This is a genomic window from Sphingomonas natans, assembly GCF_030546695.1.
GTDB classification, from domain to species: Bacteria; Pseudomonadota; Alphaproteobacteria; order Sphingomonadales; family Sphingomonadaceae; genus Sphingomonas_I; species Sphingomonas_I natans.
This window is the reverse complement of sequence record NZ_JAUOTP010000002.1, coordinates 621,785-646,364: the sequence shown is the minus strand read 5'-3', so window position 1 is coordinate 646,364 and position 24,580 is coordinate 621,785. Positions and strand designations below refer to the sequence as shown.

Sequence of the window (24,580 nt, the reverse complement as noted above, 5' to 3'; positions counted from 1 at the left end):
ATCCATGCCCCAAACCGTCACGCGATCCGCAGACCCGCACTCAGCGCCTCCACAAGCGCATCAACCTTCGCACTCAACTGTCGCCGGCGTGGCCAGACGAGATGCAGCGGCAGCCCCGCGGTCGCGAGCTCGGGCAGTATCTCGACCAATTCTCCGCGTTCGAGCTCTTCCTCGATCAACCAGGTCGCCAATTGAGCGATCCCGAACCCGGCCCTGACCGCTCCGACCTGAGCCTCGGCGCTGCCGAGAACGAGACGACCGGCCATCGTCCGTTCCTCGACCGGCGCCGTGCCGGCGCCGAAGCGCCAGCGGATCGTGCTGCCGTCGGCGCGGCCGTAGAGGATGCAGTCGAAGCGGGACAGATCGTCCGCCGAATCCGGCACGCCGCGTCGATCGATATAGGCCGGCGCCGCGCAGAAGATCACCCGCTCGCTGCCGAGATAGCGATGGCCGAGATTGTCGGGCCATGTAGCGGGCGTGCCGATCCGGACCGCGACATCGACCCCTTCTTCGACGATGTCGATCACCCGATCGGTGAAGGTAACGCTGGGCCGCAGGCCGGGATGGCGCTCGGCGAAGGCCAGCAGCACTGGCATGACCTGCATCCGCCCGAATGCGACGGGAAGATCGATCTTCAGCCGCCCGACGATCTCGGAGCGGTGCGCGGCCAATACGGCCTCGGCATCGGCCAGATCGCCCAGCACGCGGACGCAGGTCTCGTAGAAGGCCGCACCGACGTCCGTCAGCGTCAACCGACGCGTTGTCCGCTCGAACAGCCGGCTGCCCAGTCGCGCCTCCAGCCGGCCGACGCTCTTGCTGATCGCCGAGTTGGTCAGGTTCAGCCGGAGACCCGCGGCCGTGAAGCTCCCGGCATCGACGGTGCAGACGAAGGCCTCGATGCCCTTGAGACGTTCCGAGGGGATCATGCCATGCTCCTTTGTGGAATTTCCGTCGCTCGATACGCGAATTAATGCCGCACGATCTCCTTTTGTGTCGCGTGTAAAGCGGACGATCACAGGAGTTTCCCATGTCGTCCATCAGCACCCCCCTTGTCGCCGCGCCCGCAGGTTCGAAGTTCGCGGGGCATGGCGTCGCGGTGCTGCTGCTGGCGGTCTCCGCATTCGTCATCGTCACGACCGAGTTCATCATCGTCGGCCTGTTGCCGAGCCTCGCCCGCGATCTTGGCATCTCGATCTCCGTCGCTGGCCAGCTCGTTACGCTGTTCGCGTTCACGGTCATGCTGGCGGGGCCGTTCCTGACCGCGATGCTCTCGCATTTCGAGCGCAAGCGACTGTTCGTGACGATCCTGCTGATCTTCGCGGGCGCCAATGCGCTGGCCGCCGCCGCGCCCGACATCTGGATATTGGGTCTCGCCCGCTTCCTGCCGGCGCTTGCGCTCCCGGTCTTCTGGGGCACGGCGAGCGAGACTGCGGGAGAGCTTGCGGGGCCCGAGAAAGCGGGCAAGGCGGTCGCGAACGTCTATCTCGGCATTTCCGGCGCGATGGTGCTGGGCATCCCGCTCGGGACGCTCGCCTCGACCGCATTCGGCTGGCGCGGGACGTTCTGGGGCCTCTCCGGCCTGTCGCTGCTGATGGCAGTGCTGCTGTTCGTGGTGATGCCGACGCTGGCCAGGCCCGCGCGCGTGAAGCTGGCCGAGCAGGCGCGGATCCTGAAGGATCCCTATTTCCTCGGCAATGTCGTGCTGTCGGTGATCGTCTTCACCGCGATGTTCACCGCCTACACCTATCTTGCCGACATGCTCGAGCAGATCGCGCACATCCCGAGCGGCGAGGTCGGCTGGTGGTTGATGGGCTTCGGCATCGTCGGGCTCGCCGGCAATTGGCTGGGTGGCCATTTCGTAGCCCGCGGGCCGCTGCTGGTGACGGCGATCACATCGCTCGTGCTGGCGATCGGCATGGCGGCGACCACTCTGGTCGCGGGCTCGCATGGCTGGCTGGCGGTCGCGCTCGCGGTGTGGGGCATCGCCAACACCGCGCTCTATCCGATCTGTCAGGTGCGCGTGATGCAGTCGGCGAGCCACGCGCAGGCGCTGGCGGGCACGCTCAACGTATCCATGGCCAATGCGGGGATCGGCCTGGGCGCGATCATCGGCGGGTCGGTTATTCTCCACCTGGGGCTCGCGGGCGTCGGCCATGTCGCCGCGGCGATCGCGATCCTCGCCGTGCTCGTCACCCCGTTGGTGGCCTCGCTCAAGGGCCGTAAGGGCGCCTGACGGGCGCCGTGGGGATGCCGTCAATCGCCGGTCCGCTCACAGAGTGGCGGGTACGGCGCGTTGATGTCCTTAAGGTCCACCTGCCTCCGGTCGCTGTGTCCGATTTATATTACTTTTGGCGCGGTCTCGATAATAAGGAGGCAGGCCGATCATAATGGAAGGGCGCGGCAGCCCCCACGCGGAGATGGAATTCGATGCTCACTGTGGACAAGCGCACGATGCTGCTCGGCTCACTTGCCAGCGTCGCTTCGTTGGGGGCTGTCGGCAAGGCGGCAGGCGCGCCGCAGACTCCCGCGGGACCGATGCCCGCCGCCCCCCTGCCAGGCCTCGCGCGCGGTTCGGGGCCGTTCAACCTGATGTGCCCGCCGGCGGCCCGCACATCCGACAGCATCGCCATCGTCTGGGACGAGCCGACCGATCTGGAGGTGGAAGGCTATGACGTCTATCTGGACGGCAAGCTCGCCGGAACGACCCGGCACAGGGATCATACCTTCCAGCACCTTCGCCCCGCGAGGACCTATGAGATCGCTGTCCGCGCGCGCGACGCTAGCGGGAGCGTCCTGCAAAGCGCGACATTGCGATTGGCGACAAAGGCCCAGCCCAAGGCAAACGACATCCGGACCTTCGGTGCGGTGGGCGACGACAGGACGCTGAACACGGTGGCGATCCAGAAGGCGATCGACGCCTGTCCGCCGGGCGGCCTGGTCCGCATTCCGGCCGGCATATTCGTATCGGGCGCGCTGTTTCTGAAGAGCGACATGACGCTGCACCTCGATGCGGGCGCAGTCCTGCTGGGCAGCACCGACCCCAAAGACTATCCGGTCATGACTTATCGCTCGGAAGGCAAAGAGAAGCTTTGCTACAGCAGCCTGATCGGCACGCGAGACGCCAAGGGAGGACGCTGGCGCGACATCGCGATCACCGGCGCCGGGACGATCAACGGCAACGGCTCGATCCTCCGCCAGAACGAGCTGGCGGAAAAGGCGGCAGAGCGTGGCCGGGTCATCTGCATTCGCGACACGGACGGCTTGTATCTGCAGGGCATCACCGTCCGGCAATCGCCCTTCTGGTGCGTCCACCCGATCTACTGCAACGGCGTGACGGTCAACGGCGTCAGCATCCACACCAAATATGACGAAGCCGGCACGCCATATCCCCACATGGTGAACGGCGACGGCCTCGATCCGGATTCGTGTCGCGACGTGTTCATCTTCGATTGCGATATCTCCAGCCAGGATGACGGGATCGCGATCAAGTCCGGACGCGATGCCGAGGGCCGCGCCGTCGGTATCCCTAGCGAGAATGTGCGCATCAGCCACTGCCGCTTCCACAGCGGATTTGGGGTCGCCATGGGGAGCGAGATGGCGGGCGGCGTCCGCAACGTGCTGGTCGAGGACTGCGTGTTCGAGAATACGTTCAGCATCGCCAGCGTGAAGGCGCCGCGTGGCCGCGGCAATCATATCGAGAACGTCACCTATCGCGACTGCACGCTCAAATATGAGAGCGACGAGCATCGCGACGGCACCTGGTTTCGCGGTGCGCTCTATGTCGACCAGTTCTACGGCACCCCCGTTCCCGATCCACACGCCGCAAAGCCCAAGGACGAGGGCACGGCGCTCATCCGCAACATCTTGTTCAAGAACATCACGCTGGAAACGGTGGGCGGCAATGCGATTTATCTGGCGGGGCTTCCGGAAAGCCCGCTGCAGGACATACGCTTCGAGAATGTGACGGCGCGCGGCGCCCACGGCTTCGTCGCCTACAATGTGCGGGGGCTGACACTCGATACGGTTTCCGTCGAAGCCCGTGACGGGAAGGGCATGAATTTCGTCAACGTCGGATCGTGATGCGCATCATACCGACCTCTCGCGCACTGCGCTCCGGAACCGCCCCTGCGGTATCGTCCCCCTAGCGACGGCGCGACCGCTCGCTGCGGCCAGGCTCAGCGCGGCAGGAACCCGGTGGCGAGCGTCGCAACCAGCAGGTCCGCCAGTTCGCCGGGACTTTGCGGGCCGGCCGGGTCGTGCCAGCGCGCCGGCCAGTTGAGCGCGCCGGCGAGCGCGAAGGCGAGCAGCCTGGGATCGACGGGGGCGATCGATCCATCCGCGACGCCTTCCTCGATGAGCTCGCGCATTGCCGTATCAATCTCGCGCTTCAGATCGCGGAAGCGGCGGACGCTCTCCGGTGTCAGCGCCTCCTCGCCGGTGCGGATCACGCATCGGCCGAAATCGTCCATGTTGATCTCGGCATAGCGCCGCAGGAAGCTCTGCAGGCGATCGGCGCCCGTACCCGGGCCCGCGCGCGCCGCCGCCCCCGCTTCCAGCAATTGTTGGAGGCCGATCGTCACGCACTCGAGCAGCACCTGATCCTTGTTGCCGAGATAGTGATAGATGGTCGGCTTCGAGATGCCGAGGCTCGTCGCGACATCTTCGAGCGAGGTCGCGTGGAAGCCGCGTGCGTTGAACATGCGGACGGCGGCGCGCAGCACCGCGGCGCGCCGCGCGGCGCGCTCCTCCTGTTTCTGCTCGCGGGAGGGGAAAGGGGATATGGGAGTGTTCAAACGGGCCTCGCTCATCGCGCAAATTTCTTGACAGGAAACCGTTCGGAATACAATCTACTCGTGAGTAGGATCCGACAGGCGCATCATGATTCTTTCCGAGACCCAGGATGCCATAAGAGGCGCCGTCCGCAGCTTCGCGCAGGATCGGATCAGGCCGCACAGCGCGGCGTTCGAAGCGGCCAAGGGCTACCCAGCGGCGTTGTTCGAGGAGATGGCAGGCCTCGGCCTGCTCGGCATGACCGCGCCCGAGGCGGTCGGCGGCGCGGGCGCGGACTATATCTCCTATGCCCTCGCCCTGATGGAGATCGCAGCGGCGGACGGCGCGCTCTCGACGATCGTCAGCATCCAGAACAGCCTGATCGTGTCGGGTCTCATCAAGGACGGCACGGCGGAGCAGCAGGCGCGCTTCCTCCCCGATCTGATTGCCGGCAAGATGATCGGCGCGTTCGCGCTGACCGAGAGCGATGCAGGCTCCGATGCCTCGGCGATCCGCACCCGCGCCGAGAAATGCGACGGCGGCTATCGGCTGAACGGCGCCAAGCAGTTCATCACGTCCGGCCGCATAGCCGGGATCGCGATGGTCTATGCGATCACCGATCCGGCGGCGGGCAAGCGCGGCATTTCGGGCTTCATCGTGCCGACCGACAGCCCGGGCTATACGGTCGACAAGGTCGAGCACAAATTGGGGCAGGGCGCGTCGGATACCTGCGCGATCCGCTTCGAGGATCTGTTCGTCGCGGACGAGCTGCGGCTCGGTGCCGAGGGCGCCGGCTATGGCATCGCCCTGTCGAACCTCGAAGTCGGGCGCATCGGCATCGCCGCGCAATGTATCGGCATGGCCGACGCCGCGATCGAGATCGCGATCCGATATGCCAAGGATCGGACGAGCTTCGGCCTTCCGATCATCCAGCATCAGGCGGTCGGCTTTCGTCTCGCGGACCTGGCGGCGCGGCTGGAGGCAGCGCGGCAACTCGTGCTCCATGCGGCGAGCATGAAGGATGCTGGGCTGCCGTGCCTCAAGGAAGCGTCGATGGCCAAGCTCGTCGCGTCGGAGACGGCCGAGGCGGTGGTCTCGGGCGCGATCCAGACGCTGGGCGGCTATGGCTATCTCGAGGAGTTCGGGGTGGCCAAGATCTATCGCGATGTCCGCGTCTGCCAGATCTACGAGGGTACGTCCGATATCCAGCGGATGGTCATCGCCCGCGCGCTTTGAATCGATAAAGGAGGACCGCCATGGCCGATCCCGTCGTCATCGTCAGCTACGCCCGCACGCCGATGGGTGGCTTCAACGGTGCCTTTTCCTCGCTGAAGGCGACCGAGCTCGGCTCGGCCGCCGTTGCCGCGGCGGTCGAGCGGTCGGGGGTCGATCCGGAGGCGATCGACCGCATCTACATGGGCTGCGTGCTGCCGGCGGGCCTCGGCCAGGCGCCGGCGCGGCAGGCGGCATTGGGCGCGGGCCTGCCGCAGTCGATCGAGGCGACGACGGTCAACAAGATGTGCGGATCGGGCATGCAGGCGGCGATGATGGCCTATGACGCGCTGGCGGCGGGCAGCGCCGACATTGTCGTCGCCGGCGGCATGGAGAGCATGACCAACGCGCCTTATGCGCTTCCGAAGCATCGTGCGGGCGCGCGGATCGGGCATGATCGCATCATCGACACGATGATGATGGACGGGCTGGAAGACGCCTACGAGCCGGGCAAGGCGATGGGCGTCTTCGCCGAGGATGCGGTGCGCGACTATCAGTTCACGCGCGGGGATCAGGACGATTATGCGGTGCGCTCGCTGGAGCGCGCCAATGCGGCGATCGGATCGGGCGCCTTCGCCAGGGAGATCGCGCCGGTCAGCGTCGCCGGCCGGGGCGGATCGGTGCTGGTCGACACGGACGAGCAGCCGGGCAAGGCGAAACCCGACAAGATTCCGGGCCTCAAACCCGCCTTCCTCAAGGATGGAACGATCACCGCGGCCAACGCCTCGTCGATCTCCGATGGTGCGGCGGCGCTGATCATGACGCGGCAGAGCGTGGCGGAGAAATTCGGCCTGCCCATCGTCGCCACGGTCGTCGCGCAGGCGGGGCATGCGCACGAGCCGGCGAAGTTCACGACCGCGCCCGTGCCTGCGATCCGCAAGGTGCTGGCCAAGGCCGGCTGGAGGGCGGCGGACGTCGATCTGTTCGAGGTGAACGAGGCATTTGCCGTGGTGGCGATGATTGCCGCCCGCGATCTCGACATTCCGCCCGAGAAACTCAACGTGAATGGCGGCGCGACCGCGCTCGGCCATCCGATCGGTGCGAGCGGCGCGCGCATCCTGGTGACGTTGGTCGCCGCGCTGGAGGCGCGCGGGCTCAAGCGCGGCGTCGCGAGCCTATGCATCGGCGGGGGCGAGGCGACCGCCATGGCGATCGAGCTGGCCTGACGCTGGGGTCGAAGGCGCGCGTCGGCCGTGAAGTGGGACGAAGAGGAAGCCGATGAGTGAGCCCCCCGTTTTGCTGTCGATCGACCATGCGATCGCGACGCTGACGCTCAACCGTCCGGCGGCGGGCAATGCGATCGATCTGCCGCTGGCGCAGGCTTTGCTGCAGGCGGCGATCCGCTGCGACAGCGATCCGGCGATCCGGTGCGTCGTGCTGACCGGCGCCGGCAAGCTCTTCTGCGGCGGCGGCGATATTGCCGGCTTCGCGACGACGACCGTCACGGTCCCGGCCTATCTGAGCGAACTGGCGGGCACGCTGCACATGGCGGTGACGCGGCTGATGCGCATGGCCAAGCCGCTGCTCGTGCTCGTCAACGGGCCGGCGGCGGGCGCGGGGCTGGGCCTCGCCATTTGCGGCGATGTCGTGCTGGCGGCGCAATCGGCGCACTTCACCGCGGCTTATGGCGGCGTCGGGCTCAGTCCGGACGGCGGCGTCTCCTGGCTGCTGCCGCGGCTGATCGGCCTGCGGCGGGCGCAGGAGATGCTCATTGCCAATCGCCGCGTCGGCGCTGAGGAAGCGGCGGCGATCGGGCTCGTCACCCGGATTGTCAGCGACGACGACCTGATCGACGAGGGCCTGAAGCAGGCGCGGACGCTCGCGGCGGCGGCGACCAACGCGGTCGCGGCGGCGCGCGCGCTCCTGCTCGAAAGCTATGGCGGGTCGCTCGAAGGGCAGCTGGAGCGCGAAACGCGCAGCATCGCCGCACTGAGCGGCACCGCCGACAGCCGCGAAGGCGTCGCCGCCTTCTTCGATCGTCGCAAGCCCGTTTTCTCCGGAGGCGCCTGAGATGGCCGAGGCCTATATCGTCGATGCGGTCCGCAGCGCCGGCGGGCGTCGCAAGGGCGCTCTGGCCGGCTGGCACCCCGCCGATCTGGGTGCTGAGGTGCTCAACGCGATCGTCGATCGCACGGGGATCGATCCGGCCGCGATCGAGGACGTGATCGTCGGATGCGTGACCCAGGCGGGCGAGCAGGGTTTCGCGTTCGGGCGCAACGTGGTGCTCGCCTCGCGTCTGCCGCAAAGCGTCCCGGCGGTGACGATCGACCGGCAGTGCGGGAGCTCGCAGCAGGCCGTGCAATTCGCGGCGCAGGCGGTGATGTCGGGCACGCAGGACATCGTCATCGCCGCCGGCGCGGAAAGCATGACGCGCGTGCCCATGTTCAGCAACATCTCGCTGCATGAGAAAGAGGGACTGGGGGTCGGCCCGTTCAGCGCGCGGATCGGCGCGCGCTTCGGCGTCGCCGCATTCAGCCAATTCGAGGGCGCCGAGATGATCGCTCGCAAATATGGCTATGATCGCGAGAGGCTCGATCGCTTCGCACTCGAAAGCCATCGCCGCGCGGCCGCGGCGACGCAGGCCGGCGCGTTCGATCGGGAGATCGTCCCGCTCGCGATCGATGGCGGCTTCCACACGACCGACGAGGGCATCCGTTACGACGCGACTTTGGAGTCGATCGGATCGGTCAAACCGCTGCAGGACGGCGGCGTCATCTCGCCCGCCAATGCGAGCCAAATTTGCGACGGCGCCTCGGCGACGCTGATCGTCAGCGAACGCGCGCTGAAGACGCATGGCCTGACTCCGATCGCGCGGATCGTGAACATGACGGTGACCGCCGGCGATCCGGTGATCATGCTGGAGGAGCCAATCCCCGCGACAACGCGCGCACTGGCGCGCGCCGGCATGACGCTCGATGATATCGATCTCTACGAGGTCAACGAGGCATTCGCGCCGATCCCGCTGGCGTGGCTGGATGCGCTCGGCGGCGATCCCGACCGGCTCAACGTGCATGGCGGCGCGATTGCTCTCGGCCATCCGCTCGGCGCCTCGGGCACGAAGATCATGGCGACCTTGATCCACGCGCTGCGCGCGCGCGGCAAACGCTACGGCCTGCAGACGATGTGCGAGGGCGGCGGCATCGCCAATGTGACGATCCTGGAGGCGCTGTAATGGCATTGACGACACGCATCACCGACATGCTCGGGGTCCGGCATCCGATCGTCCAGGGCGGCATGATGTGGGTGGGCCGGGCCGAGCTGGCGGCGGCGGTGTCCAATGCGGGCGGGCTCGGTATTCTGACCGCGCTCACGCAGCCTACGCCCGACGATCTGCGGCGCGAAATCGATCGCTGCCGGGCGCTGACCGACGCGCCGTTCGGCGTGAACTTGACGATCCTCCCCTCGGTCTCGCCGCCACCTTATGCCGAGTATCGCCGGGCGATCATCGAGAGCGGCATCACGATCGTCGAGACGGCGGGCCACAAGCCGCAGGAGCATGTCGACGAATTCAAGAGCCACGGCGTGACCGTGCTCCACAAATGCACGGCGGTGCGGCATGCGCTCTCGGCCGAGCGGATGGGGGTCGACATCATCTCGATCGACGGGTTCGAATGCGCGGGCCATCCGGGCGAGGACGATATTCCGGGGCTGATCCTGATCCCCGCCGCCGCCGACAAGGTGACGATCCCGATGATCGCGAGCGGCGGCTTCGGCGACGGGCGGGGCCTTGCGGCGGCGCTCGCGCTCGGTGCGGAGGGCATCAACATGGGGACGCGTTTCTGCGCAACGGTGGAGGCGCCCATCCATGACTTGGTGAAGGCATTCATCGTCGCGAACGATGAGCGCGACACGCGGCTGATTTTCCGCAAGTTCCACAATACGGGGCGCGTCGCGCGCAACAGCATATCCGAGCGCGTCGTCGCGCTGTCGCAGCCGGCGGAGGCGGTGTTCGAGGATATCCGCGCGCTCGTGTCGGGGGCGAAAGGGCGCGAGGCGCTGGAGACGGGCAATCTCGATGCGGGGCTGGTCTGGGCCGGACAGGTGCAGGGGCTGATCCACGACGTGCCCACCTGCCAGGCGCTGATCGATCGCATCGTCGCCGACGCCGAGGCGATCATTCGTGGCCGACTGGCGGCGTTCGTAACACCACGCGAGATGGCCGCGTAACGTCCGTCAGCGAGGCGGCCGGCTCATCGCATAGGGCAATGTCGCCGAAGCGATCGACGAGCGCTGGCCACCGGGGTGGATCACAGTCACGCGACCGAGACCCGGGGACACGACGACGCCGATCATCTCGTCGACCCATTTGTGGAGCGCCGCCCGGCTCCATTCCAGCTCGCTGCCGTCGATCGCGGCGACGCCGGACGCGTCCACCTCTTGCTCAAGCTCGATCACCCGATCGGTGACGGCGCGCAGCGTCTCGTCCGGTTCTTCGCTCATGAACGCCCCAAAGCCGCTGTGATGCCACGCCGCCCGCCCTCCGCTGGAAGACGGGCAATGCCGGACGGATCAGAAGGGCAGATTGTACATCCGGACCGCATTGGTCTCGAGGATCTTCTTCTTCACGGCATAATCATAGCCGCCGAGCGCCTTCTGGATATGCTCCTGCACGCCCGGATAGAGCGAGGTCGGATGCGGGAAGTCGGTCTCGAACATCATATTGTCGAAGCCAATCGTCTCCAGCAGCAGCTGCGGCCCGATCGTCTCGAACCAGAAGGTGCCGAAGAAGTGGTCGCGGAAATAATCCCACGGCGCCTTCTTGAGTACTCCGCCCGCACGATGCGGAAGCATCTCCTGAAATTGATGCTCGAGCGCTTCCACCGCGAACGGAATCCAGCCCATCCCGCTTTCGATCAGCCCGATCTTGAGGCCCGGATGCTTGTCGAGCCGGCCGCTGACCATCCAGTTGCCGAGCGTCGCGACGTTGCCGATCGAGAACATCGTCGCCACCACCGACAAAGTCTGTTCGAACACGAAGCCGTCCCACGTCAGCGTCGTCGGATCCATCGCGGCGTTGAGGTGGAAATTGATCGGCGTGCCGGTCGCGCTGCACAGATCGAGGAAATCGTCCCAATAATCGCGCATATAGGAGGGGACACCGACGCGCTCGGGCGTGTCGGGCAGGACGAAGCCCTTGAGCCCCATGTCGATGCAGCGGCGCGCTTCCTTGTCCAGCGCCGCTTTGTCCCAGAGCGGCAAATGCGCCATGGTGAAGAGCTGAATCGCGATCGTCTCGTCGGTCTCGTCCGGTTCGGGGCCCTCCGCTTTCGCTTCGGCCTCGGCGACGAAATCGGCGCGCGTCCGGGCGATGTGGCCGGCATCGGGGCTCAGCCGGCGAACGCGATCGACATCGCCAATGACAAAAGCCGGCGCGATCCGGCCGAGCAGCGCGCCGAGATCCGCATCGGCGAGCCGGTAATTGAGCGGCACATAAGGGATGCCAGCGATCGCCGCGCCGAACAGAGCGATTGCGGACGCCTCGCTGCCTTCGTCGAGCAGCGCGACATGCGTCGCTCCGCTCTCGCGGATGCTCCGCGCGGCACCCTGCGCGGAGCGATGCAGCGCCGCATACGACCAGCGCCGGCCGTCGCACACCAAGGCGATCCGGTCGGCGTCGGTATCCGCCGCCATCTGCAGGAAAAGCGAGATATTCATCGCGGACTAGTCGGATGCGGGCAGCGGCTTGGCATCCTTGGTGGTGAGCGCGATCCCGTCGCTCGCAAGCGATCCCGCGCCCGGCTTCACGCACAGCAGTTCGAGCGTGCCGGCCGCATCGACATAGCGCTTGCCGACGCGCGTGCCCTCCGAGAAAGCCGGATCGATCGCGCCGCGCTCGGCCGGCCGCTCCTCCGTCATCGGCGCCCCGCCGCATGAAACAACGCCGTCGCCGGCGCGGATCACCATCACTTCGGTGTCGCACACGACCGACTTGAGCTTGGTTCCGGGCTTCATGGCGTCCTCTGATCTGGTCGCGGACGCGGGTCCGCCCTCCGGCGTTTAGAGAAGCCCTCGGGGTCTAAGCGTCAAGCCTCGGGGCATCGCGCCGACGATGATCAGCCCATCGTCGGAATGACGAAACTCTGGTCCAGGACCGCGCCGCCGCTCGGCCAGCGCTGCGTGACCTTCTTGGTGCGCGTGTAGAAGCGGATCCCGTCCATGCCATATTGATCGAGATCGCCGAAGCCCGAGCGCTTCCACCCGCCGAAGCTGTGATAGGCGACGGGCACCGGGATCGGCACGTTGATGCCGACCATGCCGACCTCGACGCTCGCCGCGAACGCACGGGCGAAATCGCCGTTGCGGGTGAACAAGGCGACGCCGTTCCCATATTGATGATTGGTCGGGTACGAGACCGCTTCCTCGAAGGTTTTGGCGCGCATGATCTGCAGGACGGGCCCGAAAATCTCTTCCCGATAGCTCTGCATGTCCGGCGTCACGCGATCGAGCAACGTCGGCCCGAGGAAATAGCCGTCCTCATAGCCCTGGAGCGAAAGGCCGCGGCCGTCGACGACGAGCTCGGCGCCTTCTTCGACCGCCATCTGGATATAGTGTTCGATCTTCGCCTTGTGCGCGGCGCCGACGACGGGGCCGTAATGCGCATCGGGATCGGTCGGGATGCCGACGCGCAGATCGGCGATCGCGGTGAGCAACTTGCCGCGCAGCCGCACGGCGGTCTCTTCGCCGACCGGCACGACGACCGGCAGCGCCATGCAGCGCTCGCCGGCAGAGCCATAAGCGGCGCCGATGATGTCGGCGACGGCCTGGTCCATGTCGGCGTCAGGCATGACGATGCCGTGATTCTTGGCGCCGCCCATGCATTGCATGCGCTTGCCGTTGGCCGCGCCCCGGCCATAGACATATTGAGCGATGTCGGACGATCCGACGAAGCTGACCGCCTTGATGTCGGCATGATCGAGAATCGCGTCGACCATCTCCTTGTCGCCATGGACGACGTTGAGGATGCCCTTCGGCAGGCCGGCCTCCAGCGCGAGCTCGGCCAGCCGCACGGGCACCGACGGATCGCGCTCGGACGGCTTGATGATGAAGGCATTGCCGGTCGCGATCGCAGGTGCGCACATCCACAGCGGGATCATCGCCGGGAAGTTGAAGGGCGTGATGCCGGCGGCGATGCCGATCGGCTGGCGCATCGAATAGACGTCGATCCCGGGCCCGGCACCTTCCGTATATTCGCCCTTGAGAAGGTGGGGGATGCCGCACACGAACTCGACGACCTCGAGCCCGCGCTGGATGTCGCCCTTCGAATCCGCGATCACCTTGCCATGCTCGCGCGAGAGCATTTCGGCCAGTTCGTCCATATGCTGCTCGATCAGCTCCTTGAACCGGAACATCACGCGCGCGCGGCGCTGCGGATTGGTCGCGGCCCAGGCGGGTTGCGCGGCCTTGGCGTTCGCGACCGCTTCGTCGAGTAGGGCCGCATTGCCGAGCGCGACCTGTGCCTGCACCTTGCCCAACGCCGGATCGTAGACGTCGCCGAGACGGGCCGGGGGCGTCGTCGTCGCGGCGCCATCGATGAAATGCTGGATCAGTCGCATTCGGGGATCCTCTCGCTTTGATTATGGGGCCGACGATAGCCTATGCGATTATGTGTAGATATGGCGCTTGAGCGCGCAACGGTTGTGCGTTTGAGCGAATGCTGTCGGCATGTTCGATTGGGACGATCTGCGCATCCTGCTTGCCGTCGCGCGCAGCGGCAGCTTCGTCGCGAGCGGGCGCGCGCTCGGCCTCAACCATACGACTTTGGCACGGCGACTTACCGCGCTGGAGGCGTCGATCGGCACACGGCTGCTGGATCGCTCTCCGCGCGGCGTGCAGGCGACGAAGGCCGGGCTGGAGCTGATCGAACATGCCGAGCGGATCGAGGAAGAGGTGCTGGCGGCCGGACGACGCGTCGAGGGGCAGGACGGACAGGTCTCTGGGATCGTCCGCCTGGCCACCCCGGAGGCGTTCGGGACCTATTTCATCGCGCCGCGCGCGCGCCATCTGAACGCGCAGCATCCTGGGATCGAACTGGAGCTCGCGCCGGAATCGCGCACCGTCAACCTCTCGAAGCGCGAGGCTGACATCGCGATCAGCCTCAACCGGCCCGATCAGGGACGGCTGCAATCGGCGCGTCTCGTCGATTATCGGATCGGGCTTTATGCGTCCGAGGATCTGCTCGCGCGGATCGGCCCGATCGCCTCGCTGGCGGCGCTGCGGGGACAGCCGTTCATCTCCTATATCGAGGAGTTGATCGACCTGCCCGAGCTGCGCAATCTTGATCGGTCGCTGGCCAAGACGTGCGTGTTCCGCTCCAGTTCGGTCGCGGCGCAGATGGAGGCGGTGGCGTCGGGGTTGGGCTTCGGCTTGCTGCACTGTTTTGCGGTCAGCCCGCATATGCGCCTGGTGCGGGTGCTGCCTGAGACGGTGGAGGTCGTGCGCAGCTACTGGATGGTGTTGCACTCGGATCTTGCGCGCGTCCCCCGCATCCGTGCGGTCGCGGACTTCGTCGCGGAGAGCGTGAGGAGGGAACGGGCGGCGTTCTGACGGCGCGTAGCGCCGCTTACCGCTGGAGCGATAGCCGGGCGGTGACGAGGCGCCGGGCCGCCTCGTCCAGCGTGTCGTCGGTTTTCGCGAAGCAGAGCCGGACGAGCGATCGGGGCGGATCCTTGGCGTAAAAAGCCGAGAGCGGGATCGCGGCGACGCCATGATCGCGGACGATGCGCGTGCAGAAGTCGGTGTCCCGCTCGTCCAGTCCAGAAGCGGCAAGGTCGATCGTGAGGAAATAGGTGCCCGCGCTGGGCAGGACGGCATAGCCGCCGGCCGCAAGCGCTGCGGCGAGGCGGTCGCGCGAGCGCTGATAGCCTGCGCGCATCGCCGCGAATTCGGCTGGCGGCCTCGCCATACCCTCGGCGACCGCGATCTGGAGCGCGGGCGGCGTGGTGAAGGTGAGGAACTGATGAGCGCGTGCGATCGGGCCGAGCAGGGCCGGGCAGGCCAATACGAAACCGACCTTCCAGCCCGTGAGCGAGAAGATCTTGCCGGCGGAGCCGATCTTGACCGCGCGATCGGCCATGCCGGGCAGGCCGATCAGGGGAAGGTGGCTGCGGCCGTCGAAGATTACATGCTCCCCGACCTCGTCGCAGATCGCGATCAGATCGTGGGCGATGCAGAGATCGGCGAGGAAGGCGAGTTCGTCGGCGTCGAACGTCTTGCCGAGTGGATTGACCGGGTTGTTGAGGATGAGCAGCCGGGTGCGCGGGCCGATCGCCGCGCGCAGCGCTTCGCGCGGCAAAACCCAATCGGGCGGCTGCATCGTCACGAGCTTCGCGATCCCGCCCGCGCGCTGCACGAGCGGCAGATAGGCATCGTAGAGCGGCTGGATCAGCAGCACCTCATCGCCGGGCGTGACCATGGCCAGCAGAGATGCGGCGATCGCCTCGCAGGCCGGAATGCGGGGCTCGGACTGTCGGTTGCCGGATCTGGCCAAACGGTCGGCAGACGCGCAAGCTGATCTTCCCGTGCGAGAATTGGAGAAGAGGGCGATTACGCGACAATCGGAGCGAGGTGAGCGACGCCAAGGCGACCCGCAAGAAGCGGTCGCTTGACGAAGCACGGCGATGAGACCGGCAGCCCGTCTGGGCCACCCCTCACACCTGACGGGAGATACATCGTAGTCCGCGGCCGTTTATGGCGCGCCGCCGACCCGCATCTCCCGTCCGAACGGCGGCAGGGGCTCGTCGACGAGCTGATGGCGGCCCGCCGCGCCGTGGCGAGCGCACGGCATTCGGGAGACGGTGCGGCGGAGACAGCAGCGCATGCCGCGGTCGACAAGGCCAAGGTCGCGCTGGGTGAACGTGGGTCTCCCTGGTGGACGGACGGCGCCCCAGATCTCAACCGGCGGATGGCGAAGAACACATGCTACGCCGAATGGTATAAGAACGTCGTCTCCGACCAATAGCGACAGCATGGCATGGACGTTCTGGCCTTGTGGCGCATTACGGTCCGTGCCGCCCAAACACGATCAGGTTCGGCAGAGGATCTTCGCATTCGGCAACGGTCGCGCGATCTCTCGGAACGTCTAGAGTCGGGCCAGACGGCTGACCGATACCAATCGGTGCGTGAGTGAAGCTGGCCGTCTTGGCTCAACATTCAACAATCATGGGGCGCATATTGCGCCATGCCGATGAACTTGCTCAGCGGTCACAGCCGATGCAAGACGGTGGTAATCGCGGGTGATCGCTTTACCATATGATAGATGCATGATCATGGATGACTGGCTGGGACTGTCATGAAACTGGCGCGACTTGGTAAGCTGGTTCTGTACTGCTTGGCAGCATCCATGCTCCCGACTTCCGCGTCGGGCGAACCGCCGCCGATGCCAGTCGTTTCCGCGCCGCGGCTCTACGTTCTGGATTGTGGCGCACTAGCGACGGACAGCCCCGAAGGCTTCAATCTGACGCGTGACGAGGTCGCCACCACGATCATGGCGAACATGTGCTTTCTGATCGTGCATCCCAAAGGCACGTTTCTTTGGGACACGGGCGTTTCGGATCGTTGGACGGGGCGGCCTCTCGGCGAATTCCAACCGAACAAGCATGTTTCGGTCGTCAGGATGCGGAGCCTGGTCGGGCAGCTTGCCGACATCGGGTATAGGCCCGACCAAATCACGTATCTTTCGCTGTCGCATGCACATTGGGATCATAGCGGCAATGGCAACGTCTTTGCGCGGACCGCGACCTGGCTCGTTTCGAAGGCGGAGCACGACTTCATGTTCGGTCCGGACGGTTATACGCGCGAAAGGCAGGATTGGGTGGATCTCCAAACCGCCAAGACGATCCTCATCGGCGATGATTACGATGTGTTCGGCGATGGTAGCGTCGTCATCAAACTGGCGCCCGGCCACTCACCGGGGCATAGCGTAGCAGTCGTGAACCTGCCGCATACCGGGCCCATCATTCTCGCCGGCGACCTCTATCACTTCAAGGAGGAGGCTATGCTCGATCGGATGCCCGACGCCGAACGCCGAACGCAAACCCCGCAGTCGAGAGCGATGGTCGCAGCGCTGGCGAAAAGCCTGAATGCGCAGGTCTGGATAGCGCACGATCTGGCTCTGTCCCAACGCTTGCTGCACGAGCCGGCCTTTTACGACTGACGCGCTTCGCACGTTCTCACCGCGACGCGCACCTTCGGCAGATTGCGCGTCGATCAGGCGACATCGCCGATAGCCTCGTCCGAGGGGGCTGCGTCGATACCGAAACCAGCTCCTCGGGGAGGGCTCAGCGCGGTGCGATCACGCTCTCTACGACGCCCGGATCAGGGGCGCTGGTGCTGGCAGAACTGTTCCGGATTCCGAACCAGAAGCTGGCGGCGGCAATCAGGTTGAGGCTGACCGTGGCGCCAAGCGCGAGACTGACCGAGTTTGTCCCGCCGAGCTTGTCGGAGATGATGCCGGTAATGAGCGGCCCGATGGCGGCGCCGCCCAGGTTCGCCACAAGCTCCTGCAGCGCGGCGATCGAGCCGCGCATCCGCGGGGGCGTCGCGGTCACGATCGCAGCCTTCGGAGCCGAGTAATGGGTGCCCAGCGTTAGCCCGAGCACGAACACCAGCAAGGCCGCAATCATCGGTGATGGCGCGAAGGCGATGCCGAACGCGACAGGAACCGACAGGGTGAGCGCGCAGGAAGGCACGATCCAAAGCCGATCCACCCGTCCACGCGCGACCCAGTCCGCCAGGAAGCCCGACAAGGCGGTAGATGCGAACTTCAGCACGCCGGCGGCGATGCCGACGATGAGGCCGGCCGTCGCCAGGCTGAATCCCTGTTCGCGCACCAGGATCGGCGTGATCCAGATCCAGATCGATGCGATGTTCATCGCGACGATGGCGAGGCCGATCGTGTTGAAGAACACGCTGCGCGTGCGCAGGAAGAATTTGAAGGACTGCCACATCGAAACGGCGTGGCCGGCGTCGCCATTTTCGAGACTGCGGGACGGCTCGGGAAATTTCAGCCACATGAAGGCCGCAAGGATGATGCCGGGCAGCCCGACCACGAGGAAGACCGCCCTCCATCCGAAATGCTGGGCGACGAATCCGCCGATGACGAACGCCAGACCGGTGCCAAGGGCCAACCCCGAATGCACCAGGCCCATGGCGCTGGCGCGCTCTTTCACGGGGAAGATGCTGGCGACGAGCGACTGGGTGCCCGAGGCCGTCGACGATTCCGCCGCGCCTACGACGGTGCGCATCGTGAAAAGTGACCAATAACCCGTCGCGAACGCCCCCAGACCCGATACGGCGCTCCAGATCGCCAGCATCGTCGAGAGGAATTTCACGCGGTTCGTGCGATCCATCAGCCAGCCGACGGGTAGAACGCAGACGCAGAAACCTATGGCATGTGCCGAGCCGCCGATGGCCCCGAGCTGCGCATCCGACAGGTGAAATTCGTGGCGGAGCGGCTCGATCACGACGCCGAAGACGTACCGATCGAGCGAATGGAGCGTGTATACTGCCAGTAAAACGATTGCGGCGATCCAGCGCGCCTCCAACCAGCTAGATGACTTTTTAGCCATTCAAAGACCCTCTCGCATGCTGCGTAAAGACTGGCACACGCGTCTCACACCGACAAGTTCGTTTATGCAGATTGTCATGCGTATATACGAACTAACTTTGGGGTTGCCTGTATTCTGCCGATGATCGCGACGGGAGGGTTGCGAAGGCGGACGAATGGAAGGGATCTCTGAACTCGATCATGGCTTCGACCGGCCAAGGCGCATTTGGGCCTGATCTGGCGAAGGCCGTGTTCGTCAAAACGCCATGGACGACCATCCCGACGCGGGCGTAGCCCTTGTTGTCTCACAGAATGGAACCAGCTCAGCCTATGACCGCGACCACGACGACGACCGAAGAGGGCCCCGCCATCGCCAAGGAACTGGCGACCGGGAAGTTCACGGACGAGATGCTGGCATCGATGCGGGCGCTGATCGGGACCAATCTGAGGACCGCGGCGAGCATCAACAACGAATATGCGACGCGGACCGCGATCCTGCGCTTTTGCGAGGGGATCGGCGATGACAATCCCCTTTGGACCGAAGCCGATTATGCCGAGACGACGGACTATGGCACGCTGATAGCCCCGCCGAGCTTCATCTTCGCGTGCCTCGCCGGCATCCAGGTCGGCTGGCCGGGCCTCGGCGGTTTCCATTGCGAGACCAAGATCGATTTCCACAACCCGATCAAGGTGGGCGACAAGATCGAATGCCGCTGCGAGTTTCAGGGCTTCGACGGCCCGATCGAGCAGAGCAATTTCGGCGGGCGCCGGATCAAGGATTATATCCTCCAGCAATATACGAACCAGGATGGCGAGCTGATCGCCGACTTCATCTGCTCTCGCATGCGCTTCGAGCGCGGCGAGATGCAGAAGCGCGCGGAAACCCGCGAGATCACCGTGCCGCATCCTTGGAAGGATGAGGAGATCGAGGAGATCGAGGCGGGCATCCTGAAGGAGGCGCCGCGCGGCGCGGTGCCGCGCTACTGGGAGGACGTGGAGGTCGGCGAGGAAATCGACGTCATCACCAAGGGGCCGCTGGGCCTGACCGACTTCATCGCTTTCATCGCCGGCGGTTCGGCGCCGATCCCGCGTGTCGCCGCGCATTCCGTATCGCTCAAGCGCTATCACAAGCACCCCAAATGGGCGTTCCGCGATCCCAAGACGCATTCGCTGGAGCCCGTCTATTCGGTTCACTACAACGATTATGCCGCCTCGCTGCAGGGCGCGCAGATGGCCTATGACGTGGGCATTCAGCGCACGAGCTGGCAGATCCATTCGCTCACCAACTGGATGGGCGACGCGGGTTGGCTGAAGCAGATCACCGGCCAGTATCGCTCGCACGTCTACCTTTCGGACGTCGTGCGCCTGGGCGGCCGGATCGACGCCAAGGAAGTGGACGATCTGGGCAACCACATCGTGAAGCTCACCACCTGGGCGATCAACCAGCGAGGGCAGAATTGCATGCCGGGGACCGCGATCATCGTGCTTCCTGCCCGCGAAGCCTGAGGCCGCATCGTCATGTCCGTGGCCGAGGCCCGTTGGTCCAAGGAGATCGCCGTCGAAGTGGTCGGCGGGATCTCGTACAAGATGTACGTGGAGCGTCCGCGCCGGGTCGAGGAACTGCTCGGCTTCGCGGGCCGCTGGGGCGAACGGTCCTATGTCGCGCAAGGCGATCAGGCGCTGACGTTCGCCGAGCTGCGGCGCGCGATCGCCGCGAAGGTGGCCGAGCTGACGCAGGCGGGCATTGGCGCAGGCGACCGTGTGTTCGTGCTCGGCTGGAACAGCCCGGAATGGGTCGTGAACTTCTGGGCCTGCCTCAGCGCAGGCGCGGTGCCCGTGCTCGCGAACACCTGGTGGAGCAGTGCGGAGATCGAGACGGGCATGGCGCTGCTGTCACCCAAGTTGATCCTGGCCGATGCGTCCATCGCCGCGAAGATGCCGGCCGGCGTACCGTGCGGGACGTGGGCCGTCGATCCGAACGGGCAGGGGGACGTCGACGCGATCGCCGGGAACGGCGGAAGCGAGGAAGACACGGCGATGATCATCTTCACGTCGGGAACGTCCGGCGTGCCGAAGGCCGTGGTGCTGTCGCATCGGGCGGTGCTCGCGCGATTGCACATGACGCTTCACGTCACGCGCAAGCTCCCGCACCAGATCGACGAGAGTGCGCATGACGTCACCTTGCTGACCGGCCCGTTGTTCCACGTTGGCTCGATGCAGGCGCTGCTGCGGGCCGTGGTGGTCGGCGACACGATCGTGCTGTCGAAGGGCCGCTACGATCCCAAGGACGTGATGGAGCTGATCGAGCGGCACAAGGTCAACCGCTGGAATGCAGTGCCGACGATGGTCTCGCGCCTGCTGGATCATCCAGACGTGGGTGGCAGGGATCTTTCCAGCCTCAGGTCGATCAGCATCGGCGGCGCACCCGTTCATGCCGAACTGATGCAGCGCATGCGCACCTGTCTTCCTAGCGTCAGCCCGCGTATTCCGACCGGCTACGGCCTGACCGAGAATGGCGGGCAGGCGACGGCGGCGGCGGGCTCGGAAGACATCGCCAAGCTCGGCTCGACCGGCCGGCCCTTGCCGTGCGTCGAGATCTCGTTCCTCGAGCATCCGGGCCTGCCCGATGGGGAAATCCTGCTGCGCTCGCCGACGCAGATGAGCGGCTATTTCGGGATCGACGAGTCGCCAATCGATGCGGACGGGTGGCTGCACACTGGCGATCTCGGGCGGCTGGATGAAGACGGACAGCTGTGGATCACCGGCCGCAGCAAGGAAATGATCATCCGTGGCGGCGAGAATATCGCGCCGGTCGCTGTCGAGCGTGCGCTGATGACCGTGCCGGGCGTGGTGGAAGCGGTCGTGTTCGGCATCCCGCATGCCGATCTCGGCGAAGAGGTGATGGCCGTCGTCGTCACCGAGGGCGATCTGACCGTGGATGAGATCCGCACTCGGCTTCGCTCGACCTTGGCTTCGTTCGCCGTACCGACGCGCTGGCGCCTGCAGGACGAACCGCTGCCGACCAATCACACCGGAAAGGTCGATAAGAAGCTCGTCAGCGCCGCAGCGCGCGAGGAGATCGAACGGGCAAGTCAGTCGGTCTGAAGCCGTAGGCGGTCGACCAGGGCGGCGTCCCGTTCGCGTCGGGGCTGGTGAGGCGTGAGGATGCGATGCGAGGTTGTTTGTCGCCCACGGCAGCGAAGGCCTCTTCCGGCTGCTCCGCTGGCTTGGCATCGGGCCACGGACGCCGCGAGGCATCCAGGAAGGCGCGGATCAGGGGATCCTCCTTGCGGGCCGATTGATAGGCGATGTGCAGTCCGGTCTCTGCAAAAGCGATTGGTGAGATGGCGAGGTAGCCTTCCCTCTCGCCTTCCAAGGCATGGTCTTCCCGCAGGAGCATCATCCCCGCGCCGGCTTTCAGGATCGTGCGGCCGACGGACGAATTGTCGAACCGCAGCACGCTGTTCAACTCCAGCCCCTTGCTGCCGAAGATATCGCTCAGCATCACCGAATAGGCCGAGCTGGAGCTCGGCGTCAGCCAGGGCAGGGCGGCAAGCGCGGACCAGTCAGCCGCGTCGATCAGATCCTTCCAGGCGGCGGGTCCCGCCACGCGATACGCGACCCGGGTGAGCGCACGATAAGAAAAGTTGGGCTCGATCGGCTGACCGATCAGAATGCCCACATCCAGTTCGCCGCTCATCAGGCCGCGCTGAACGCTGGACGAGGGCCGCGCGACGACATCGACAGAGATCAGCGGATGATCGAGGCGAAGCGCCGCCAGCAATTCGCCGATGCCGGTGCCCGGTTCGCTGCTAGTGCCGACGACCAGCTGCCCTTCCACTTCGCCCTTCAGTTCGCGAGCGAAGGACGTGAACAGGGTTTCCTCGCGCAGCAATATCTTGGCACGCTGCGCCAGAAGGTGGCCCGCCTGCGTCAGTTCCAAGCTGCGGTTCGTGCGTACGAAGAGCTGCACGCCCAAATGGTCTTCGATTGCGCGGACATGCGCGCTCGCGGCCGACTGGCTCATATACAGTCGATCGGCCGCGCGGGTGAGATGCTGCTCTTCGGCGACGACGACGAAGGTCCGGAGTTGCGCGAGATCGATCAGCATGCGGGCCTCCGGCGCGCGCGCGGGGCAACGGCCCTCATCTCCTGCGTGTCACGCGACGCGAAACCGTTGCAGCTTCCCACGCTTCCTCTCCCATTCACACCATCCGGCAGCCCGACCTGTTCCGCAATTGCGCACGGGCAACCGTATTTACGTTTGTGCGCGCGCCCTCGAACGGAGTCAATCGGCGCCCCTGCCCGGCTGCGATGATTGGTCGCGAAACAGGGGCGATCCGTGTTGGTGGGATCGTCAACATGCGACCCGCATCCGCGTGATCGAAAGGCCTTATGCCGGGCCGATCGGAAGCACGCCTATTGCGCCAGCGCGGACCGGAGCGATGCCGGATGCACGCAATTGCCGGCAGGCTGGTCCTCTTTTGCGGCAGGGACGACGCCAATCAAAGATCAATGCCGCCCAGGCAGAGATATTTGATTTCGAGATAATCCTCGATCCCGTATTTCGAACCCTCGCGGCCTAGACCTGAGGCCTTGACCCCGCCGAACGGCGCCACTTCGGTGGAGATGATGCCTTCGTTGATCCCCACGATCCCCGCCTCGATCGCCCCGGCGACACGGAAGATCCGGCCGACGTCGCGGCTGTAGAAATAGGCGGCGAGGCCGAACGGCGTATCATTGGCCATCTCGATCGCCTCCGCTTCGGTTTCGAAGCGGATCAACGGGGCGACGGGACCGAACGTCTCTTCGGAGAAGATCCGGGCGGTACGCGGCACGTCGATCAGGATCGTCGGCTCGTAAAAGGTGCCGCCGAGCGCGCCGCGGCGCCCGCCCGCGGCGATCCGCGCGCCGTGCGCAAGCGCGTCGGCGACATGCTCCTCGACCTTGGCGATCGCGCCTTCATTGATCAGCGGGCCCTGCGTGACGCCGTCGTCCATGCCGTTGCCGACCTTGAGCGCCGACACCGCCGCGGCGAGCTTGTCGGCAAATGCGTCATAGACGCCGGATTGGACGAGGAAGCGGTTCGCGCAGACGCAGGTCTGGCCGGTATTGCGATATTTGGACATCATCGCGCCCTTCACCGCCTCGTCCAGGTCGGCATCGTCGAAGACGATAAACGGCGCGTTTCCGCCCAACTCCATGCTCGTCTTCTTCACCGTGGGCGCGCATTGCGCGAGCAGGATCGAGCCGACGCGCGTGCTGCCCGTGAAGGACAGCTTCGCGACTTTCGGATTCTCGCACAATTCCTTGCCGCTGTCCGATGCGGATCCGGTGACGACGTTGCAAACGCCCGCCGGCATCCCTGCGCGTTCGGCGAGGACGCCCAGCGCGAGCGCGGAAAAGGGCGTTTCGCTCGCAGGGCGGATCACGCTGGTACAGCCGGCCGCCCAGCCCGGGCCGGCCTTTCGGGTGATCATTGCGGTCGGGAAGTTCCACGGCGTGATCGCCGCGAAGACACCGATCGGCTCCTTGTGGACGATGATCCGCTGGCCCGCGCGCGGCGCCGGGATCGTGTCGCCGTAGATCCGCTTGGCTTCCTCGCCGAACCACTCGATGAAGCCGGCGGCATAGGCGATCTCGCCCTTGGCCTCGGCGAACGGCTTGCCCTGCTCGGCGGTCATGATCCGTGCCAGATCGTCCTGATTGGCCATCATCAGATCGAACAGCCGGCGCAGGATCGCGGCGCGCTCCTTTCCGGTCAGCGCGCGCCAGCCCGCCTGCGCTTCGTGCGCGGCATCCACGGCCCGGGCGACCTCTGCGCGGGACAGAGACGGCACATGGCCGATCAACCGGCCATTGGCGGGGTTGGTCACGGCGATCGCCGCGCCATCCGCTGCCTGTACCCATTCGCCGCCGATCAGATTGGCTTCGCGGAAAAGGCTGTCGTCCGAGAGGACGGGGCGGTTCACACTATCGAGCATCGGATCACTT

Annotated in this window: 21 protein-coding genes and 1 pseudogene; 12 read left to right on the top strand and 10 right to left on the bottom strand. The window is 65.8% G+C overall.

The window, feature by feature from the left end:
* Window positions 1-17: 17 nt before the first annotated feature.
* A complete protein-coding gene (locus Q4F19_RS06840) occupies window positions 18-926 on the bottom strand; it encodes a LysR family transcriptional regulator (RefSeq protein ID WP_303540984.1) in 909 nt (302 codons plus the stop codon).
* Between the two features lie 101 nt (window positions 927-1,027).
* Here Q4F19_RS06840 and Q4F19_RS06835 point away from each other — a divergent pair, with 101 nt between their 5' ends.
* Both Q4F19_RS06835 and Q4F19_RS06830 read left to right on the top strand, forming a co-directional pair.
* Entirely contained in the window at window positions 1,028-2,233 is a 1,206-nt protein-coding gene (locus Q4F19_RS06835) for an MFS transporter (protein ID WP_303540983.1), read from the top strand.
* A gap of 194 nt (window positions 2,234-2,427) precedes the next feature.
* Entirely contained in the window at window positions 2,428-4,080 is a 1,653-nt protein-coding gene (locus Q4F19_RS06830) for a glycoside hydrolase family 28 protein (protein ID WP_303540982.1), read from the top strand.
* Window positions 4,081-4,175: 95 nt separating this feature from the next.
* Here the strand turns inward: Q4F19_RS06830 and Q4F19_RS06825 are convergent, their stop codons facing one another.
* Window positions 4,176-4,808: a TetR/AcrR family transcriptional regulator gene (locus tag Q4F19_RS06825; protein WP_303540979.1), complete on the bottom strand. Its 633-nt coding sequence runs from the start codon at window positions 4,806-4,808 to the stop codon at window positions 4,176-4,178.
* A 70-nt stretch (window positions 4,809-4,878) separates the two neighbouring features.
* On the opposite strand from Q4F19_RS06825, the gene Q4F19_RS06820 reads away from it, so the two are divergent.
* Genes Q4F19_RS06820 through Q4F19_RS06800 form a run of 5 tightly spaced genes read left to right on the top strand, consistent with a single transcriptional unit; the run spans window position 4,879 to window position 10,209 of the window.
* A complete protein-coding gene (locus Q4F19_RS06820) occupies window positions 4,879-6,006 on the top strand; it encodes an acyl-CoA dehydrogenase family protein (protein ID WP_303540977.1) in 1,128 nt (375 codons plus the stop codon).
* A 20-nt stretch (window positions 6,007-6,026) separates the two neighbouring features.
* Window positions 6,027-7,208, top strand: coding sequence for an acetyl-CoA C-acyltransferase (locus Q4F19_RS06815; RefSeq protein WP_303540975.1), 1,182 nt, complete (start codon window positions 6,027-6,029; stop codon window positions 7,206-7,208).
* A 52-nt stretch (window positions 7,209-7,260) separates the two neighbouring features.
* Window positions 7,261-8,052, top strand: a complete 792-nt coding sequence (locus Q4F19_RS06810; protein WP_303540973.1) for an enoyl-CoA hydratase/isomerase family protein — start codon at window positions 7,261-7,263, stop codon at window positions 8,050-8,052.
* Window position 8,053: 1 nt separating this feature from the next.
* Window positions 8,054-9,214, top strand: coding sequence for an acetyl-CoA C-acetyltransferase (locus tag Q4F19_RS06805; RefSeq protein WP_303540971.1), 1,161 nt, complete (start codon window positions 8,054-8,056; stop codon window positions 9,212-9,214).
* On the top strand, window positions 9,214-10,209 hold the full coding sequence (locus tag Q4F19_RS06800; protein WP_303540969.1) for an NAD(P)H-dependent flavin oxidoreductase: 996 nt from the start codon (window positions 9,214-9,216) through the stop codon (window positions 10,207-10,209). Before Q4F19_RS06805 ends, Q4F19_RS06800 begins: the two co-directional genes overlap by 1 nt.
* Window positions 10,210-10,215: 6 nt before the next feature.
* On the opposite strand, the gene Q4F19_RS06795 is transcribed toward Q4F19_RS06800, so the two are convergent.
* From Q4F19_RS06795 to Q4F19_RS06780, 4 genes are all read right to left on the bottom strand, one after another.
* Complete coding sequence (locus Q4F19_RS06795; RefSeq protein ID WP_303540968.1) at window positions 10,216-10,482, bottom strand: hypothetical protein; 267 nt, start codon at window positions 10,480-10,482, stop codon at window positions 10,216-10,218.
* Between the two features lie 69 nt (window positions 10,483-10,551).
* Window positions 10,552-11,697, bottom strand: coding sequence for an amidohydrolase family protein (locus Q4F19_RS06790; RefSeq protein WP_303540966.1), 1,146 nt, complete (start codon window positions 11,695-11,697; stop codon window positions 10,552-10,554).
* A gap of 6 nt (window positions 11,698-11,703) precedes the next feature.
* On the bottom strand, window positions 11,704-11,994 hold the full coding sequence (locus Q4F19_RS06785; protein ID WP_303540964.1) for a hypothetical protein: 291 nt from the start codon (window positions 11,992-11,994) through the stop codon (window positions 11,704-11,706).
* 101 nt (window positions 11,995-12,095) lie between these two features.
* Complete coding sequence (locus tag Q4F19_RS06780) at window positions 12,096-13,595, bottom strand: CoA-acylating methylmalonate-semialdehyde dehydrogenase (RefSeq protein ID WP_303540963.1); 1,500 nt, start codon at window positions 13,593-13,595, stop codon at window positions 12,096-12,098.
* A 109-nt stretch (window positions 13,596-13,704) separates the two neighbouring features.
* Here Q4F19_RS06780 and Q4F19_RS06775 point away from each other — a divergent pair, with 109 nt between their 5' ends.
* Complete coding sequence (locus Q4F19_RS06775; protein WP_303540961.1) at window positions 13,705-14,586, top strand: LysR family transcriptional regulator; 882 nt, start codon at window positions 13,705-13,707, stop codon at window positions 14,584-14,586.
* Window positions 14,587-14,602: 16 nt separating this feature from the next.
* On the opposite strand, the pseudogene Q4F19_RS06770 reads toward Q4F19_RS06775, so the two are convergent.
* Window positions 14,603-15,487 (bottom strand): annotated as a pseudogene (locus Q4F19_RS06770) (aminotransferase class I/II-fold pyridoxal phosphate-dependent enzyme); the annotation flags it as partial.
* A 156-nt stretch (window positions 15,488-15,643) separates the two neighbouring features.
* On the opposite strand from Q4F19_RS06770, the gene Q4F19_RS06765 reads away from it, so the two are divergent.
* Both Q4F19_RS06765 and Q4F19_RS06760 read left to right on the top strand, forming a co-directional pair.
* Window positions 15,644-16,000: a hypothetical protein gene (locus tag Q4F19_RS06765; protein WP_303540960.1), complete on the top strand. Its 357-nt coding sequence runs from the start codon at window positions 15,644-15,646 to the stop codon at window positions 15,998-16,000.
* Window positions 16,001-16,417: 417 nt separating this feature from the next.
* Window positions 16,418-17,194 carry an N-acyl homoserine lactonase family protein gene (locus tag Q4F19_RS06760; RefSeq protein WP_303540958.1) on the top strand — a complete coding sequence of 259 codons (777 nt, stop codon included), beginning with the start codon at window positions 16,418-16,420 and terminating at the stop codon, window positions 17,192-17,194.
* A 124-nt stretch (window positions 17,195-17,318) separates the two neighbouring features.
* Here Q4F19_RS06760 and Q4F19_RS06755 read toward each other — a convergent pair whose 3' ends face one another.
* Window positions 17,319-18,608: an MFS transporter gene (locus Q4F19_RS06755; RefSeq protein ID WP_303540956.1), complete on the bottom strand. Its 1,290-nt coding sequence runs from the start codon at window positions 18,606-18,608 to the stop codon at window positions 17,319-17,321.
* 308 nt (window positions 18,609-18,916) lie between these two features.
* On the opposite strand from Q4F19_RS06755, the gene Q4F19_RS06750 reads away from it, so the two are divergent.
* Window positions 18,917-20,092, top strand: coding sequence for an FAS1-like dehydratase domain-containing protein (locus tag Q4F19_RS06750; protein WP_303540954.1), 1,176 nt, complete (start codon window positions 18,917-18,919; stop codon window positions 20,090-20,092).
* 18 nt (window positions 20,093-20,110) lie between these two features.
* The gene (locus Q4F19_RS06745; RefSeq protein ID WP_303540952.1) at window positions 20,111-21,691 is read left to right on the top strand and encodes a class I adenylate-forming enzyme family protein; all 1,581 of its coding nucleotides are present in this window, start codon (window positions 20,111-20,113) and stop codon (window positions 21,689-21,691) included.
* Here the strand turns inward: Q4F19_RS06745 and Q4F19_RS06740 are convergent.
* Both Q4F19_RS06740 and Q4F19_RS06735 read right to left on the bottom strand, forming a co-directional pair.
* A complete protein-coding gene (locus Q4F19_RS06740; protein WP_303540951.1) occupies window positions 21,642-22,697 on the bottom strand; it encodes a LysR family transcriptional regulator in 1,056 nt (351 codons plus the stop codon). The genes Q4F19_RS06745 and Q4F19_RS06740 overlap by 50 nt on opposite strands.
* 394 nt (window positions 22,698-23,091) lie before the next feature.
* The gene (locus Q4F19_RS06735) at window positions 23,092-24,570 is read right to left on the bottom strand and encodes an NAD-dependent succinate-semialdehyde dehydrogenase (RefSeq protein WP_431312372.1); all 1,479 of its coding nucleotides are present in this window, start codon (window positions 24,568-24,570) and stop codon (window positions 23,092-23,094) included.
* Window positions 24,571-24,580: the final 10 nt, after the last annotated feature.

Excerpts from the sequence above, each read along its gene's own strand:
- Q4F19_RS06830 (WP_303540982.1), top strand. The coding sequence starts at position 2,428 with ATGCTCACTGTGGACAAGCGCACGATGCTGCTCGGCTCACTTGCCAGC.
- Q4F19_RS06790 (WP_303540966.1), bottom strand. The coding sequence starts at position 11,697 with ATGAATATCTCGCTTTTCCTGCAGATGGCGGCGGATACCGACGCCGAC.
- Q4F19_RS06775 (WP_303540961.1), top strand. The coding sequence starts at position 13,705 with ATGTTCGATTGGGACGATCTGCGCATCCTGCTTGCCGTCGCGCGCAGC.
- Q4F19_RS06835 (WP_303540983.1), top strand. The coding sequence starts at position 1,028 with ATGTCGTCCATCAGCACCCCCCTTGTCGCCGCGCCCGCAGGTTCGAAG.
- Q4F19_RS06735 (WP_431312372.1), bottom strand. The coding sequence starts at position 24,570 with ATGCTCGATAGTGTGAACCGCCCCGTCCTCTCGGACGACAGCCTTTTC.
- Q4F19_RS06800 (WP_303540969.1), top strand. The coding sequence starts at position 9,214 with ATGGCATTGACGACACGCATCACCGACATGCTCGGGGTCCGGCATCCG.
- Q4F19_RS06760 (WP_303540958.1), top strand. The coding sequence starts at position 16,418 with ATGCCAGTCGTTTCCGCGCCGCGGCTCTACGTTCTGGATTGTGGCGCA.
- Q4F19_RS06795 (WP_303540968.1), bottom strand. The coding sequence starts at position 10,482 with ATGAGCGAAGAACCGGACGAGACGCTGCGCGCCGTCACCGATCGGGTG.
- Q4F19_RS06825 (WP_303540979.1), bottom strand. The coding sequence starts at position 4,808 with ATGAGCGAGGCCCGTTTGAACACTCCCATATCCCCTTTCCCCTCCCGC.
- Q4F19_RS06740 (WP_303540951.1), bottom strand. The coding sequence starts at position 22,697 with ATGCTGATCGATCTCGCGCAACTCCGGACCTTCGTCGTCGTCGCCGAA.
- Q4F19_RS06755 (WP_303540956.1), bottom strand. The coding sequence starts at position 18,608 with ATGGCTAAAAAGTCATCTAGCTGGTTGGAGGCGCGCTGGATCGCCGCA.
- Q4F19_RS06815 (WP_303540975.1), top strand. The coding sequence starts at position 6,027 with ATGGCCGATCCCGTCGTCATCGTCAGCTACGCCCGCACGCCGATGGGT.
- Q4F19_RS06810 (WP_303540973.1), top strand. The coding sequence starts at position 7,261 with ATGAGTGAGCCCCCCGTTTTGCTGTCGATCGACCATGCGATCGCGACG.
- Q4F19_RS06805 (WP_303540971.1), top strand. The coding sequence starts at position 8,054 with ATGGCCGAGGCCTATATCGTCGATGCGGTCCGCAGCGCCGGCGGGCGT.
- Q4F19_RS06780 (WP_303540963.1), bottom strand. The coding sequence starts at position 13,595 with ATGCGACTGATCCAGCATTTCATCGATGGCGCCGCGACGACGACGCCC.
- Q4F19_RS06750 (WP_303540954.1), top strand. The coding sequence starts at position 18,917 with ATGACCGCGACCACGACGACGACCGAAGAGGGCCCCGCCATCGCCAAG.
- Q4F19_RS06840 (WP_303540984.1), bottom strand. The coding sequence starts at position 926 with ATGATCCCCTCGGAACGTCTCAAGGGCATCGAGGCCTTCGTCTGCACC.
- Q4F19_RS06820 (WP_303540977.1), top strand. The coding sequence starts at position 4,879 with ATGATTCTTTCCGAGACCCAGGATGCCATAAGAGGCGCCGTCCGCAGC.
- Q4F19_RS06785 (WP_303540964.1), bottom strand. The coding sequence starts at position 11,994 with ATGAAGCCCGGAACCAAGCTCAAGTCGGTCGTGTGCGACACCGAAGTG.